General features: G+C 72.2%; 11 protein-coding genes. 8 read left to right on the forward strand and 3 right to left on the reverse strand.

Annotated elements, in window-relative coordinates; all coding sequences use genetic code 11:
• Positions 1 to 322 precede the first annotated feature (322 nt).
• Genes LCN96_RS50035 through LCN96_RS50045 form a run of 3 tightly spaced genes read left to right on the forward strand, consistent with a single transcriptional unit; the run spans position 323 to position 4,919 of the window.
• Positions 323 to 1,438 (forward strand): serine/threonine-protein kinase, encoded by a 1,116-nt coding sequence (locus LCN96_RS50035; RefSeq protein ID WP_225269430.1) that lies wholly within the window; start codon positions 323 to 325, stop codon positions 1,436 to 1,438.
• A 35-nt stretch (positions 1,439 to 1,473) separates the two neighbouring features.
• Positions 1,474 to 3,480, forward strand: coding sequence for a serine/threonine-protein kinase (locus tag LCN96_RS50040; RefSeq protein ID WP_225269431.1), 2,007 nt, complete (start codon positions 1,474 to 1,476; stop codon positions 3,478 to 3,480).
• A 53-nt stretch (positions 3,481 to 3,533) separates the two neighbouring features.
• Complete coding sequence (locus tag LCN96_RS50045; protein ID WP_225269432.1) at positions 3,534 to 4,919, forward strand: class II fumarate hydratase; 1,386 nt, start codon at positions 3,534 to 3,536, stop codon at positions 4,917 to 4,919.
• Here the strand turns inward: LCN96_RS50045 and trpD are convergent.
• On the reverse strand, positions 4,909 to 5,952 hold the full coding sequence (trpD, locus tag LCN96_RS50050; RefSeq protein ID WP_225269433.1) for an anthranilate phosphoribosyltransferase: 1,044 nt from the start codon (positions 5,950 to 5,952) through the stop codon (positions 4,909 to 4,911). The genes LCN96_RS50045 and trpD overlap by 11 nt on opposite strands.
• 241 nt (positions 5,953 to 6,193) lie before the next feature.
• Between trpD and LCN96_RS50055 the strand changes: the two genes are divergently transcribed.
• The 5 genes from LCN96_RS50055 to LCN96_RS50075 are packed head-to-tail and all read left to right on the forward strand — an operon-like array spanning position 6,194 to position 12,282.
• Entirely contained in the window at positions 6,194 to 6,946 is a 753-nt protein-coding gene (locus tag LCN96_RS50055) for a 3-hydroxybutyrate dehydrogenase (RefSeq protein WP_225269434.1), read from the forward strand.
• Positions 6,946 to 8,829, forward strand: coding sequence for a helix-turn-helix domain-containing protein (locus LCN96_RS50060; protein WP_225269435.1), 1,884 nt, complete (start codon positions 6,946 to 6,948; stop codon positions 8,827 to 8,829). The genes LCN96_RS50055 and LCN96_RS50060 overlap by 1 nt, the downstream gene beginning before the upstream one ends.
• Positions 8,830 to 8,860: 31 nt before the next feature.
• Entirely contained in the window at positions 8,861 to 10,135 is a 1,275-nt protein-coding gene (locus LCN96_RS50065; protein WP_225269436.1) for an MFS transporter, read from the forward strand.
• On the forward strand, positions 10,132 to 11,130 hold the full coding sequence (locus LCN96_RS50070; RefSeq protein ID WP_225269437.1) for an alpha/beta fold hydrolase: 999 nt from the start codon (positions 10,132 to 10,134) through the stop codon (positions 11,128 to 11,130). Before LCN96_RS50065 ends, LCN96_RS50070 begins: the two co-directional genes overlap by 4 nt.
• Positions 11,131 to 12,282 carry an alpha/beta hydrolase family protein gene (locus tag LCN96_RS50075; RefSeq protein ID WP_225269438.1) on the forward strand — a complete coding sequence of 384 codons (1,152 nt, stop codon included), beginning with the start codon at positions 11,131 to 11,133 and terminating at the stop codon, positions 12,280 to 12,282.
• Here the strand turns inward: LCN96_RS50075 and LCN96_RS50080 are convergent.
• Both LCN96_RS50080 and LCN96_RS50085 read right to left on the reverse strand, forming a co-directional pair.
• Entirely contained in the window at positions 12,267 to 14,264 is a 1,998-nt protein-coding gene (locus LCN96_RS50080; protein ID WP_225269439.1) for a glycosyltransferase family 2 protein, read from the reverse strand. The genes LCN96_RS50075 and LCN96_RS50080 overlap by 16 nt on opposite strands.
• Positions 14,265 to 14,342: 78 nt before the next feature.
• Entirely contained in the window at positions 14,343 to 15,038 is a 696-nt protein-coding gene (locus tag LCN96_RS50085) for an aggregation-promoting factor C-terminal-like domain-containing protein (RefSeq protein WP_225269440.1), read from the reverse strand.
• Positions 15,039 to 15,309: the final 271 nt, after the last annotated feature.

Consider the following 15,309-nt stretch of genomic DNA (forward strand, 5'->3'; position numbering starts at 1 on the left):
CAGGTGAGCTGCGAAAACGCCCCAGGAGTGGCCGCGCAGCGAGGGCGTCGGCGACGCCTTCTGAAGAGCCCGCCGGAGGCGCCGGCGGGCGTACCGGATCGGAAGCGTCAAGCCACAGGCTCGACGGGACGGAGCAACACGCACTACCTTCGGTATCGCACGTCCACCCGGGCCACACCAGGAAACTTCGGGGCCATCAACCGGGAGGATGCGGCCAGGTGGTTTGCTGACGTGACGAGTCAGGCGGGTTGACTTAAGTTCGCAACAAATTATCGGCCCCGCCTCTACTGGTCGGTTTACCCAAATAGGTAAGCTGCCTGGCATGCGTGCGCCATCCGGTTACCTACTCGCCGCGCGCTATCGGCTCGTGGAGCCGGTTGGTCGCGGCGGCATGGGCACCGTTTGGCGGGCACATGACGAGCTGCTCGACCGGGACGTGGCGGTCAAGGAAGTGCGGTTGCCGTCGGTGCTCGACGAGGAGCTGCGTGCCGAGCTGTGCGCGCGCACCGAGCGCGAGGGCCGGGCGACCGCCATGGTCGCGCACCCCTCGGTGATCACCGTCTTCGACGTGGTCACGGAGGACGACCGGCCGTGGATCGTGATGGAGCTGCTGCGGGCCAAGTCCCTTGAGCAGCTCATCCAGGAGGAAGGACCGCTCCACCCGCGCAAGGCCGCCGAGATCGGCCGGCAGATCCTGGGCGCGCTGCGGGCGGTGCACGCCAAGGGCATCCTGCACCGCGACGTCAAGCCCAGCAACGTGCTGGTGACCGAGGACCGCGCGGTGCTCACCGACTTCGGCCTGGCCGCCCTCGAAGGTGACGTTTCCATCACCCAGGCGGGCATCGTCCTCGGGTCCGCCGGATACATCGCTCCAGAGCGGGTGCTCGGCTCCAAGGCCAGCCCCGCCGCGGACCTGTGGTCGCTCGGCGCGACCCTCTACACCGCCGTCGAGGGCCGGGGTCTGCACGGCAGGCGTACGGCCGCCGCCGCCCTCGCGGCCCTGACCAGCGGCGAGCCGATCCCGATGACCAAGGCGGGCCCGCTGGCCCCCGTGCTCGACGCGCTGCTCAGGATCGACCCGGCGACCAGGCTCGACTCCGTGCGCGCCTCGCTCATGCTGACCAGGGTCGCCGCCGGCGGCTCCGCGGAGGAGCCGCTGACCCCGCGCAGGCCCGCGCGCCCCGCCTCGCCGATCCCCATCCCCCAGAGCCCTTTCGTCCGCAGGCCCGCGCACCGCGGGCTGCACCGGGCGGACCCGCCGGCGGGCACCGTGAACGTGCCCTCGCCGCGGCAGGAACGTAAACCGGGCGAGGGCGTGCACAGGAAGCGCGTGGAACCACGACCGGCGCCGTCGGCTTATGCCCGATTCAAAGCGACGGTGATAAAGTTGTGTCTTCCTCGGCGGTTCTGGCCAAGAGAACTTCGCAAGCGAGGGTAAAGCACTTCCCAAGCGAGAATCGATATCTTCTTCTCATGCCGGAACAGCAGACACGCCTGCTCGCGGAGCGCTACGAGCTCATCACCCCGCTCGGGCGGGGCACGATGGGCACCGTCTGGCGCGCCCGCGACCGCGCGCTCGGGCGCGAGGTGGCGGTCAAGGAAATCCGCCAGGACTCGGGTCTCACCGAGGAACAGCGGGCCGAGCTGCGCGAACGTATGGTGCGCGAGGGCCGCCTCGCCGCGAGGATCAACCACCCGTCGGTGGCCTCCATCCACGACGTGCTGATCCACGACAACAGCCCCTGGATCATCATGGAGCTCATCGAGGCCCGCTCGCTGGAGCAGGTGATCGAGGAGGAGGGGCCGCTGCCGCCACGCCTGGTGGCCGAGATCGGCGTGGACCTCCTCGGGGCGCTGCGCGCGGCGCACGCCCAGGGCATCACCCACCGCGACGTCAAGCCGGGCAACGTGCTCATCACCGAGAGCGGGCGCGTGGTGCTGACGGACTTCGGCATCGCCAAGGCCGAGGGCGACTCCCGGCTGACGAAGACCGGCATGGTGATCGGCTCACCCGGCTACACCGCGCCGGAACGTGCCAGGGGTGAGTACACCGGCCCCGAGTCCGACATCTGGTCGCTCGGCGCCACGCTCTACTTCGCCGTCGAGGGGCGGCCCGCCTACGAGCGGTCCACGATCGCGGAGACGCTGGCGGCGCTGCTCACCGAGAACGCCGACCCGCCGACGCAGGCGGGGCAGCTCAGGCCCGTGCTGAACGGGCTGCTGAACAAGGACTACCGGCAGCGGCTCAGCGCTGCCAAGGCGGAGACCCTGCTGCGCATGGTCGCCGACACCCCGACGAGCGAGATGCCGGTGCTGACGGCCGAGGCTCTTATGGCGCAGGAGGCCGCTATGCCCGATCCGTTCGCCGCTCCCAAGGATTCCTCAGGTCCCGCCCCGGGCGGGCAGGGCGGTCGCGGGCCTGCCGGTCAGCCGCCTTACGGTCAGCCCGGTCAGCGGCCCGGCGGCCAGAACGGGCCCCAGCCCGGTCAGGGGCCCGGCCAGAACGGGCCCCAGCCCGGCGGCCCGGTGCCCGCCGGGGCTGGAGGGCCCGGCGCCCAGGGACACGGCACGCAGGGACACGGCACGCAAGGGCACGGCGGGCCGGGTGGCTCCGGAGTGGGGCACGCGATGCAGGGCGTGGGCGGGCCTCAGGCGCCCACCGGGCCGAACGCCTTCAGCGGGCCGCCCGCCGCGTACAGCCCGCCCGGACAGCGCCCGCCCGGAGCCCAGGGCCCCGCGTCGGGGCCGGGCGCCCCGTCGGGGCCGCAGCCCGTCCCCGGACCGGGCGGCCGGCCGGGATCACAGCCCGTCGCAGGACGCGGCGGCCCGTCGGGCCCGCAGCCCGCCTCAGGCCCGCAGCCCGCTTCAGGGCCGCAGCCCGCCTCGGGGCGTCCCGGCTACGGCCCCGGCGCCCCGTCAGGACCGCACGCGCAGGGACCGCACGCGCAGGGACCGCACGCATCGGCGCCCGGCCCGAACGCGCCCACCGTGCCGCAGGCGTCCGGAGCCGGCTACCCGCAGGGACAGCAGAACTTCGCCTCCCAGCCCCCCGGCCAGGCCACCGGCCCGGAAAGCGACTACGACCCCGAGCGCACGGTGAGCATCTCCCGCCCCAAGGGCCCCTTCCCCGGCGCCCAGGAGCAGGGCGGCCAGCCGCGACGCCCGTCCGACGAGGGCTCCATGGCGACCACCCGCATCCCGAAGGGCTCCCCCGGTCAGCAGGTCTACCCGGTGCCCACACCCCCGCCGGGCCAGCCCCAGCAGAGCCAGCCCCAGCAGAGCCAGCAGCAACCGCCGCAACCTCAGCAGGGCCGGCAGCTGGGCGGGCACGGCCTGGGCACGGACCTGTTCGCGATCGCGGGCCCGCCGGAGGAGAAGCGCCCCGCGGCCAACCGCAACGGCATGCTGGTGCTCATGGCGGTGGCCGCCGCGGCCGCCGTGGTGATCGCCGTGCTGATCGTGGCCCTGTTCTCCAGCTGAGCCGCCGGGGGGCCTTCCGGCCGTTCACGCCGCCGTGGGTCAGACTGGAAGTCATGAGTGAGTTCCGGATCGAACATGACTCGATGGGCGAGGTACGCGTCCCGGCAGGCGCCAAGTGGCGTGCGCAGACCCAGCGGGCGGTGGAGAATTTCCCGATCTCCGGCAGGCCGCTGGAGCCGTCGCACATCGCCGCGCTCGGCCTGATCAAGGCGGTGGCGGCGGAGGTCAACGGCGAGCTGGGCGTGATCGACAAGGACCTGGCCGAGGCGATCGCGCAGGCCGCCGCCGACGTGGCGGAGAACGAGCACGACGGCGACTTCCCGATCGACGTCTTCCAGACCGGCTCGGGCACCTCGTCCAACATGAACGCCAACGAGGTGATCGCGACGCTGGCCGAGGAGCGGCTGGGCCGTCCCGTGCACCCCAACGACCACGTGAACGCCTCGCAGTCGTCCAACGACGTGTTCCCCACCTCGATCCACGTGGCGGCGGCCACCGAGGTGAGCTTCCACCTGCTGCCCTCGCTCAGGCACCTGGCGGAGGCGCTCAGGGAGAAGGCGATCGAGTTCGACGGCGTGGTGAAGTCGGGCCGCACGCACCTGATGGACGCCACGCCGGTGACCCTGGGCCAGGAGTTCGGCGGGTACGCCTCGCAGATCGAGCACGGTGTCGTCCGCGTCTCGGCGGCCCTGGAGCACGTGCTGGAGCTGCCGCTGGGCGGCACCGCCGTGGGCACGGGCATCAACACCCCGCAGGGCTTCGCCCAGGAGGCCATCGCGAAGCTGCGCGAGGCGACCGGCATCGCCTTCCAGGAGGCCCCCGACCACTTCGAGGCCCAGAGCGCCCAGGACTCGATCGTGGAGCTGTCGGGGCAGCTCAAGGTGGTCGCCGTGTCACTCACCAAGATCGCCAACGACCTGCGGTGGATGGGCTCGGGGCCGCGCGCGGGGCTCGGCGAGATCAACCTGCCCGACCTGCAGCCGGGCTCGTCGATCATGCCGGGCAAGGTCAACCCGGTGATCCCCGAGGCCACGGCCATGGTCGCGGCCCAGGTGATCGGGAACGACGCGGCGATCACGTTCGCCGGCGCGTCGGGCACCTTCGAGCTGAACGTGCAGCTCCCCCTCATCGCGCGCAACATCCTGGAGTCGATCAGGCTGCTGGCCAACGTCTCGCGCCTGCTCGCCGACCGCTGCGTCGCCGGCATCACGGCGAACGTGGAGCGCCTGCGCGAGTACGCCGAGTCGTCCCCGTCGATCGTCACCCCGCTGAACAAGTACGTCGGCTACGAGGAGGCGGCGAAGATCGCCAAGCAGGCCCTGGCGGAGCGCAAGACGATCAGGGAGGTCGTCATCGAGCGCGGCCACGTGGCCGACGGCAAGCTCACGGAGGAGCAGCTCGACGCCGCGCTCGACGTGCTCTCGATGACTAGGCCCTGACCGTCCGTGTGGCGTGCGCCCAGCGGGTGAGCAGCGAGAGCGCCGCACCGGAGTCCACGGCGTCGGCGGCCCGCTTGTGACCGGCCGCCAGCGCGGGCCCGAGCTCGGCCGCCGGCGGGGTGCCGTCGGCGGCCACCAGGGCGGCGGCGGCGTTGAGCAGCACGATGTCGCGCACGGGGCCCTGCTCGCCGGAGAGCACGGCACGGGCCACGGCGGCGTTGTGCCGGGCGTCGCCGCCGCGCAGGTCCTCGGGTCTGGCGCGGGGGATCGACAGGTCGAGCGGGTCGAAGCTCGTCTGCGTGACGCGTCCCCTGCGTACCACCCAGATCGTGGAGGGGCCGCAGGTCGTCAGCTCGTCGAGCCCGTCGTCGCCCCTGAAGACGAGCGCGGAGCAGCCGCGCTCGGCCAGCACGCCCGCCATGACCGGCGCCATGGTCGGGTGGTAGACGCCGACGGCCTGCGCGGGCGGCAGGGCGGGGTTGGCGAGCGGGCCGAGGAAGTTGAAGACGGTGGGGACACCCAGCTCGCGGCGCGGCTGGGAGGTGCGTCTCAGCGCCGGGTTGAAGGTGGCGGAGAAGCAGAACGTGATCCCCACCTCGTCCGCGACGCGCACCACGTCGGCGGGCGGCAGGTCGATGACCACGCCCAGCTCCTCCAGCACGTCGGCGGAGCCCGCCATGGAGGAGGCGGCCCTGCCGCCGTGCTTGACGACCTTGGCCCCGGCGGCGGCGGTCACGATGGCGGCCATGGTGGAGACGTTCACGGTGTTGGCCTGATCGCCGCCGGTGCCGACCAGGTCGACGGGGTCGCCGGACACCCGGATGGCCGCGGCCTTGGCCAGCATGCCGTCGGCCAGCCCCGACACCTCCGCCACGCTCTCGCCCTTGGCGCGCAGCGCGACGGCGAACGCGGCGATCTGGGCGTCGGTGGCCAGGCCGGACATGATCTGGTCCATGGCCCAGCCGGCCTGGCGCGCGGTGAGCGAGGTGCCGTCGAGCAGCGTGGTGAGGATCCGTGGCCAGGTGGTGGTCATTGAGTGCCCCTTCTGTCGTCTGTGCTCGACGGGGGGCACCCACTGCAACGGTGACGGCCGCCTCGTCGAGGCGGCCGTGCGCGTATCGCCGGAGGTCCGCCTAGGAGGCGGGCCACCACTGGGACGAGTACGCGATCATGCTCCCACCTTAGCAGACGCCCTTGATCCACATAGGGAGCCATCCAGCTATGTCGCCCGCACCCATGCGTGGCGCGACAGGTACCGCATAACCTGTCGAAGTATGGCGAAGGAGCTGACGGGGCGCACCGCGCTGGTGACGGGGGCCGGGGCCGGCATCGGGGCCGCGTGCGCCCGGCGGCTGGCCGCGGCGGGGGCCAGGGTGCTGGTCGTGGACCTGCGGGCCGAGCCCGCGGAGAAGGTGGCCGCCGAGGTGGGCGGCACCGCGGTGGTGGCCGACCTGAGCGAGCCCGGCTTCGTGGCGGCGCTGCCCGACGAGCCGGTGGACATCGTGGTCAACAACGCCGGGTTCCAGCACGTGGCGCCGATCGAGGAGTTCCCGCCCGAGGTGTTCGCCACCATGCTCAGGGTGATGGTCGAGGCGCCGTTCCTGATCGCGCGCAGGGTGCTGCCCGGCATGTACGCCAGGGGCTGGGGCCGGTTCGTGAACATCTCGTCCGTGCACGGGCTGCGGGCCTCGCCGTTCAAGTCGGCGTACACGACGGCCAAGCACGGGCTGGAGGGGTTCTCCAAGGTCGTGGCGCTCGAAGGGGCCCCGCACGGCGTCACCTCGGTCTGCGTCTGCCCCGCGTACGTGCGCACCGGGCTGGTCGAGGCGCAGATCGCCGACCAGGCCAAGGTGCACGGCATCGCCGAGGAGGAGGTCGTGCGGGACATCATGCTCGCGCCGGCCGCGATCAAGCGGCTGATCGAGCCCGAGGAGGTGGCCGAGCTGGTCGCCTACCTGTGCGGCCCGGCCGGATCGTTCGTCACGGGCGTGTCGCTGCCGGTGGACGGCGGCTGGACGGCGCGGTAGTGAGCAGGCGGTTCCTGGAGTTGCTGGCCAGGGAGGCGTCGGCGGTCGAGTTCGAGGGGCCGATCATCCAGGCCAGGGCCGCCGGCGCGGACCCGGCGGCGATCGAGGAGCTGGAGCGCGCCAAGATCGAGGCGCTCAAGGTGCGCGACCTGCTGAAACGGCGGGCCAGGCGCGAGGCGGAGCTGTCGGCGCTGTACGACACGGCGGGCGACCTGGCGGCGCTGCGCGACCTCGACGCCGTGCTGGAGGCCATCGTGCACCGGGCCAGGCAGCTGCTGGCCACCGACGTGGCGTACATGACGCTGCACGACCCCGAGCGGGGCGACACCTACATGCGGGTCACCGACGGGTCGATCTCGGCCAAGTTCCGGGCGTTGCGGCTGGCCATGGGGCACGGGCTGGGCGGGCTGGTGGCGCAGACGGCGGTGCCGTACGCGACGGCCGACTACTTCGCCGACGCCAGGTTCCGGCACAGGGAGCACATCGACGACGCCGTCAAGGAGGAGGGCCTGGTCGCCATCCTCGGGGTGCCGCTGCGGCTGGGGCAGCGGGTGATCGGCGTGCTGATGGCGGCCAACCGCAGCGCGCGGCCGTTCCACCAGGAGGAGGTGTCGCTGCTGGCCAGCCTGGCCGCGCACGCCGCCGTCGCGATCGACAACGCCAGGCTGCTGCAGGAGACCAGGAACGCGCTGGAGGAGCTGTCGCACGCCCACAGGACCGCCAGGGAGCACGGCGAGGCCGTGGAGCGGGCCGCCAAGGCGCACGACAGGATGACCTCGCTGGTGCTGCGCGGCGGCGGGATCGAGGACGTGGCGGCCGTGGTCACCGACGTGCTGGGCGGCTCGCTGGCCGTGCTGGACGACCTGGGCCGGGCCATCAGCGGTGACGTGGGCGAGCTGGACGCGGGGGTGTTCGAGGCCGCGCAGGCGTCCAGGGCGCTGGGCCGTACCGTGCGCAGGGGTGACCTGCTGATCGCGTCCGTGGACGTCGGCGGGGAGCCGGTGTGCACGCTGATCCTGCGCAGCGACGACGCCGACGAGCGCATCCTGGAGCGGGCGGCGCTGGTGTGCGCGTTGCTGCTGCTGTTCCGCAGGAGCGTGGCGGAGGCCGAGGGGCGGGTCAGGGGCGAGCTGCTCGACGACCTGATCTCGCGTCCCGGCGCGCCGGGGCTGGCCGACCGGGCCAGGCGGCTGGGCATGGACCTGGGCGCGCCGCACGTGGTGGTGGTCGCCAGGCACGCGGGGCAGCGCGAGCGGGCGGCGTTCTGGGCGTCCTCGCACGCCACCGTGCGGCACGGGCTGGCCACGGGCCGGGGCGACGAGGTGGTGCTGCTGCTGCCCGGCGACGACGCGGGCGGGCTGGCGCGGCGGGTGGCCCGCGAGCTGTCCTCGTCGCTGCACAGCGCCGCGACCGCGGGCGCGTCGTGCGTGGCGCTGCAGGGCGCGCCGCAGGCCCGCGACGTGGCCGCCGCCTACCAGGAGGCGCGGCGGTGCGCCGAGGCGCTCATCGCGCTGGGGCGGACGGGTGACGGCGCGAGCGCGGCCGGGCTGGGCTTCGTGGGGCTGCTCGTCGGCGACGGCCGCGACGTGCGCGGCTTCGTCGACAGGACGCTCGGCGCGGTCATCGAGTACGACGCCCGCAGGGGCACCGCCCTGACCGGCACGCTGGCGGCCTACTTCGGCACCGGCGGCTCCCCCTCGCGCACGGCCGAGACCATGCACATCCACGTCAACACCGTCACGCAGCGGCTCGACCGCATCGGCAAGCTGCTCGGCGAGGGCTGGCTGGAGCCGGAGCGCGCGCTGGAGATCCAGCTCGCCCTCCGCCTGCACCGGCTCGGCCACACAGACTCGCCGAACACTATGGGCCCCGACGCCATATGAGTGACCCCGGTCACAACCTACGGTGACCGGCATGGCCACTTCCATCAAGAAGATCGTCGCCGCGAGCCTGATCGGCACCACCATCGAGTGGTACGACTTCTTCCTGTACGGCTCGGCAGCCGCCCTCGTGTTCAACAAGCTCTTCTTCCCCGAGTCCGACCCGCTGACCGGCACGCTGCTGGCGTTCCTCACCTACGCCGTCGGGTTCGTCGCCCGCCCGCTCGGCGGCCTGGTCTTCGGCCACTTCGGCGACCGGATCGGCCGCAAGACGCTGCTGGTCGTCAGCCTGCTGATGATGGGCACGGCGACGTTCCTGATCGGCTGCCTGCCGACGTACGAGACGCTGGGCCCGGCGGCGGCGCTGCTGCTGACGTCGCTGCGGCTGGTGCAGGGCTTCGCGCTCGGCGGCGAGTGGGGCGGCGCGGTGCTGATCGTCTCCGAGCACGGCGACACGGCGCGGCGCGGCTTCTGGGCCTCCTGGCCGCAGGCCGGCGCTCCCGGCGGGAACCTGCTGGCCACCGGCGTGCTGGCGGCGCTGGCCGCCTGGCAGTCGGACGAGGCGTTCCTGTCGTGGGGCTGGCGGGTGCCGTTCCTGCTGTCGGGCGTGCTGGTGCTGATCGGGCTGTGGATCAGGCTGTCGATCAGTGAGTCGCCGGTCTTCCAGCAGGCCCCGCCCGAGGCCAGGGCCCCGATCGTCGGGGTGCTGCGCCACCACAGCAAGGACGTGCTCGTCGCGATCGGCGCCCGCCTGGCGGAGAACATCTCGTTCTACCTGCTGACCGTCTTCGTCATCACCTACGCCAAGCAGACCGGCATCGACAACTCCACCGTGCTGAACGCGGTGCTGATCTCCTCCGGCATCCACTTCCTGACGATCCCGATGTGGGGCGCGATGTCCGACCGGTTCGGCCGCCGCCCGGTCTACCTGGCGGGCGCCGCCGGCATCGGCGTGTGGATCTTCGCGTTCTTCCCGCTCGTGGACACCGGCAGCTTCCTGGCGATCACCCTGGCCGTCACCGTCGGCCTGCTCTTCCACGGCATGATGTACGGCCCGCAGGCGGCCTTCTTCTCCGAGCTGTTCGGCACCAGGACCCGCTACACCGGCGTCTCCATCGGCGCGCAGCTCTCGGCCATCGTGGCGGGCGCGCTGGCCCCCATCATCGCGGTCGCCCTGCTGCAGCAGTTCGGCAGCAGCGTGCCCATCTCGATCTACCTCGGGGTGGCGGCACTGCTCACCCTGTTCTCGGTCTACGCCGCGCGCGAGACCCGGGGCAGCGACCTGGCCGAGAGGATCCACGTCAAGTGAAGGTCACCACGCCCCGGCTCACCCAGCACGTCCTGACCGTCGAGGGCAGGACCACCGGCGAGCCCGTGCTGTTCGTGCACGGCAACGTCTCCTCCGCCGCCTTCTGGCGCGACACCATGGCCGCGCTGCCCGAGGGGTACCGCCCGCTGGCGGTGGACCTGCGCGGGTTCGGCGACACCGACCCGGCCCCCGTGGACGCCACCAGGGGCCTGCGCGACTACTCCGACGACCTCCTGGAGCTCATCGACGCGCTGGAGGTGGAGCGGGCGCACCTGGTCGGCTGGAGCATGGGCGGCGGGGTCGTCCTCCAGGCGCTGCGTGAGCGCCCCAGGGCCGTCAGGAGCCTCACCCTGGTCAACCCGGTCTCCCCCTACGGCTACGGCGGCACAGAGGGCCCTGAGGGGCGGCTGACGCACCCCGACGGGACGGGCGCGGGAGCGGGAGCGGCCAACCCGGACTTCATCGCCCGGCTGCGGGCGGGCGACCTGTCGGAGGAGGCCCCCACCTCGCCCCGCAACGTCTTCCGCTCCTCCTACGTCAAGCACCCGGTGCCCGACGAGGACTTCTACGTGCGCGCGATGCTCACCACCCGCGTCGGCGAGGCGCACTACCCCGGCGACGCCGCCACCTCCGGCGCCTGGCCGGGCGTGGCCCCCGGCAAGACGGGCGTGCTCAACGCGCTGGCCCCCACCCACTTCCGGGTGGACGACCTGGACACGATCGACCCCAAGCCGCCGATCCTGTGGATCAGGGGCGCCGACGACGTGATCGTCTCGGACACCTCGCTGTTCGACCTGGCCCACCTCGGCGCGCTCGGCGTCGTGCCCGGCTCGCCGGGCACCCCGGCCCAGCCCATGGTGAGCCAGACCAGGGCCGTGCTGGAGCGGTACGGCAGGTACCGCGAGCGCGTGCTGGACGACTGCGGCCACAGCCCGCACCTGGAGCACCCGGAGCAGTTCCAGCACCTGCTGGCCGAGCACCTGAAGGAGGCGTAGATGCTGGTCGCACTCACGCTCGTGGCGAGCTTACTGACGCCCGCGAGCCAGCTCACGGTGCCCGGCGCCGAGCACGCGACGGTCGCCGCACTGGACGACCTGACCACGGCCGGCACCGCGCTGACCGGCCACACCGACCCCGCCGACTGGGCCGGGCTGCACTCGGCCGCCACGGTCAACCCCACCGGCGTGCCCGGCGTCCAGATCGACGGCTACTTCCCCGACACCTCCACCGGCAACGCCACGCACGGCTGGAACCACGACTCCCAGTTCGTGATCAGGCTGCCGGAGAAGTGGAACGGCGGCCTGGTCGTCTCCGGCACCCCCGGCAACAGGGAGCAGTACGCCAACGACTTCACGATCTCCGACTGGGTGCTGTCGAAGGGGTACGCGTTCGCCGCCACCGACAAGGGCAACGTGGGCGTGAACTTCCACGAGGACGGCCGCCGCCCCGGCGACGCCATCGCCGAGTGGAACCACCGCCTCACCCAGCTCACAGTGGCCGCCAAGGCCGTGGTCAGGCAGCGGTACGGCAGGAAGCCGGAGCGCACGTTCGCCGCGGGCATCTCCAACGGCGGCTACCTGGTGCGGTGGCAGCTGGAGAACCGCGGCTGGCTCTACGACGGCGGCGTGGACTGGGAGGGCACGCTCTGGCGGGTCAAGGGCGACAACCTGCTGAACTTCCTGCCTCCGGCGCTGAAGGCGTACCCGGACGAGGCCGGGGTGCGGGCGGCCGGGTTCGCGGCGGGCTCGGAGTTCCTGTGGCCGTTCCACCGGCAGTACTACTGGGAGCTGACCCAGCAGCTCTACCAGAAGGAGCTGGACCCGTCGTACCAGGGCGCCGCCGCGGACTACGACTACGACGAGCGCAGACCGTACGCGGCCGTGGCGAAGATCGCGCTGACCGGCAGGATCACCAAGCCGCTGATCACCCTGCACGGCACGCTCGACACGCTGCTGCCGATCTCGCGCGACTCCGACGTGTACGCGAAGATGGTCGGCCCGCACCGGCCCTTCCGCTACCACCGGATCGAGGGCGGCAACCACCTCGACAGCCTGGTGGACCTCTACCCCGACCGGCTCAAGCCGATGCTCCCTGCCTTCAGGAGCGCCTTCGAGGAGCTGGCGGGCTGGGTTCAGTCCGCGAGGTAGCGGTACCTGCCCGCGCGCGCCAGGCGCACGATGTGCCGCGCGCCGGGCAGCCTGCGGCCGAGCCGGTACAGCGCGGTGTCGCGGCCCAGGGGCGAGCGGCGCTCCGGGTCCACGGCGGCGGCGGGGCGGGCCTCGATCCTGCCCCTGCGCATCTCCAGCGCGAACCGCAGCCCCACCTCCTCGTCGGGCGAGCGCAGCGTGCACTGCCAGCTGCCAGGCCCGAAGTGCTCGGGGCCCGGGAACAGGCGCTTGACCGGCACCTTGGCCACGAGCTGGCCGGCCAGCCTGCCCGGCACCCCGGCCTCGACCAGGGCGGGCGCGCTCACCTCGCGGGCGCGCCTGCCGGTGCTGCGCATGACCAGCTCCAGCGGCGGGCCGCCGCTCGGCGGCACGTACGGCACCGGCAGCACGACGTACAGGTGCCGCCCGAGATGCTTGACCTCCACGCCCCGCGACACCAGCTTGATCGACTCGGAGAAGGAGCGCGGCTCGATGGCCAGCCCCAGCTCGCCCGAGTCGCTCCAGCACGGCACCACCAGCCGCATCCTGGGCCGCTGGGCCAGCACGCCGAGGCAGTTGAGCGGGCCGTCGGGGTGGCTGACGCGGGTCCTGGCCTGGTTGGCGCCGCTGAACATGCGGACGTGCACCTCCCACTGGCCGGGCCGCAGCGGCTCGCCCAGGGCCGCCTTGGTGACGTCCAGGCGGGTCTCGGCCTGGATGCGGACCCTGACGCGGCGGCGGCCCGCGGGGACGCGCTCGACGTGCTGGGTGAGCGGCAGGAAGTGCACGACGCCCGTCTCGGTGTGGCGCACGTACAGCTCCAGGCGGGCCCGCTCGACGTCCTTGGTGATGTCCGTGACGTCCGGGGGCAGCTTCCTGGTCTCCAGCGAGCGCGGCGGGATCCAGTGCAGGCTGTCGCCGTCCACCTGGTACTTGTCCGGGGTGCCGTCGCCCGCCAGCACCTCGGCGGTCAGCCCGAGCACCAGGACGTGGGCGTCCCAGCGCACCTCGGTCAGGTCGGCGCGCAGCCCGGCACGCCTGGTGGAGTTGGACATGAGCACGATCTGGTCGAGGCGGCCCATGCGCACGTACCCGGCCACGACGCGGAGCTGGACCGGCAGGTGGCGGTCGAGGTGCTCGGGGAAGCGCTTGGCCACCAGCTCCTGCATGACCCGGAAGTGCATGCCCCTGTCGACGGACGAGTCGGCGAACTTGCTGGTCAGCAGGGGCCGCAGGACGGCGTACCTGAGCCAGTAGGCGTACATGCGGTCGCGCTGGCGGCCCTCGCCCACGTAGGTGTCGATGTCGTCGAGCAGCTTGTGCAGCTCCTTGACGATCGCCCGCGGCTCCTCCTCCACGTCGGGCCGCTCCCCGAGATGGCAGCAGACGTGCTCGGCCAGCACCGCGATGACCTTGGCGTGCAGGTAGGCGCGCAGCACGAACGCCTGCTCCCCCATCCGGCTGCCCGGCACGGAGAAGCCCAGCTCGTGCTCCTCCAGGAAGGCGCGCCGGTAGAGCTGCTGCGGGAGGAGCAGGGTGAGCAGCCGGTCGCGCAGGATGTCGGCCCGGGGGGTGCTGCGCCCGAAGGCGGTCATCGGCGGGCCCGAGTCGCGGATCAGGCGGCCGACCAGCACGTCCGCGTCGGTCTCCACGGCCCGGTCGTGCATGCGCTCGACGGCGTCCCGCTCCAGGCGGTCGCCGGGCCCCAGGAAGAACACGTAGTCGCCGGCGGCCGCGGCCAGGCCGACGTTGCGGGCGCGCGAGGGTGATCCCGTGTACGGCAGGTGCAGCGCGCGGACGTTCTCGCGAACGGCCGCGATGGTGTCCAGACGCTCGGCGACCCCGTCGGTGGACCCGTCGTCCACGAGGATCACCTCGTACTCGTCCGGGGGCATCGTCTGCTCCAGCGCGGAACGCATGCACGCGTCGGCGGAGTCACCCGGATTGTGGACATTGATGATCACACTGACCTTCACACCCATGCGGCCAGCGTGCGCCCGTATACAGGATCGGGCGCGACGGCTTGCCGATTGGGGAAGGAAAGTTGACCCGCTGTGGACTTAATACCAACCGACGCGCTGCGAGTGGCCCCAGGCGGCGCAGGGCGTGCCGTAGCGGCCCTTGATGTAGCCCAGGCCCCACTTGATCTGGGTGGCGGCGTTGGTCTGCCAGTCGGCGCCCGCGCTGGCCATCTTGGTGCCCGGCAGCGACTGCGGGATGCCGTACGCGCCGGAGTAGCGGTTCATGGCCCGCTCGTTCCAGCCGCTCTCCTTCTGCCAGAGGCTCTCCAGGCAGCCCCACTGGTCCGCGCCGAACCCGAACGAGGCCAGCATCGCCTTGGCGGTGGCCTTGTTGCTGCCCGGGGACGGGTCGCTGCCCGGCGGGAAGTTCATGGCGGGGAAGCCGTCGCCGCCCGGGGCCTTCTTGGGCACCACCCAGTCGAGGCCCTTGCCGGCCGCGCCCTTGCGGTCCTTCTTCATCTGGTCGGCCCGGTAGGCCTGCTCCGCCTCGGCCTTGAGCAGGTCGGCCTCGGGGTCGGGCGCGTACAGGTCGCCGCTGGCGAGCTTGCCGAGGTCGGTGAGCGACATGGGCTGCGGCGGCGGCTCGCTGGAGTTCTGCACGGCGCGGTAGGCGGTGTAGCCGCCGCCACCGAGGACGACCACCAGCGAGAGCGCGGTGATGACGATGCGTTTGGGAGTGAAGCGCGAAGGCCGGCGCGCCGAGGGGAGATCTTCCTTCGGGGGGCGCTCACTCAACTGCGGACCGGGGCTCACGATGCATGAGCTTGCCCTGTCCTAGGGGGTGGTCCGCAACCGAAACGCGGGAATCGCTTGGTGTAAATTTCACCAACCAGCAGGTTAGCCCCGCGTTTCCCGAAAAATGTGACATTCGTCACACGTTGGATGGCTTCCCTTCGGGCGCCCGTCACCGAAGGGAGGCCGCTTTCAGGGTCGCGGACCATTTTCTGGGTCTGATCCATGACTTGTCACAGTTTGGTGACACATGCCGGGTATTCGGGACATGGAT

The organism is Nonomuraea gerenzanensis, from assembly GCF_020215645.1.
GTDB classification, from domain to species: domain Bacteria; phylum Actinomycetota; class Actinomycetes; order Streptosporangiales; family Streptosporangiaceae; genus Nonomuraea; species Nonomuraea gerenzanensis.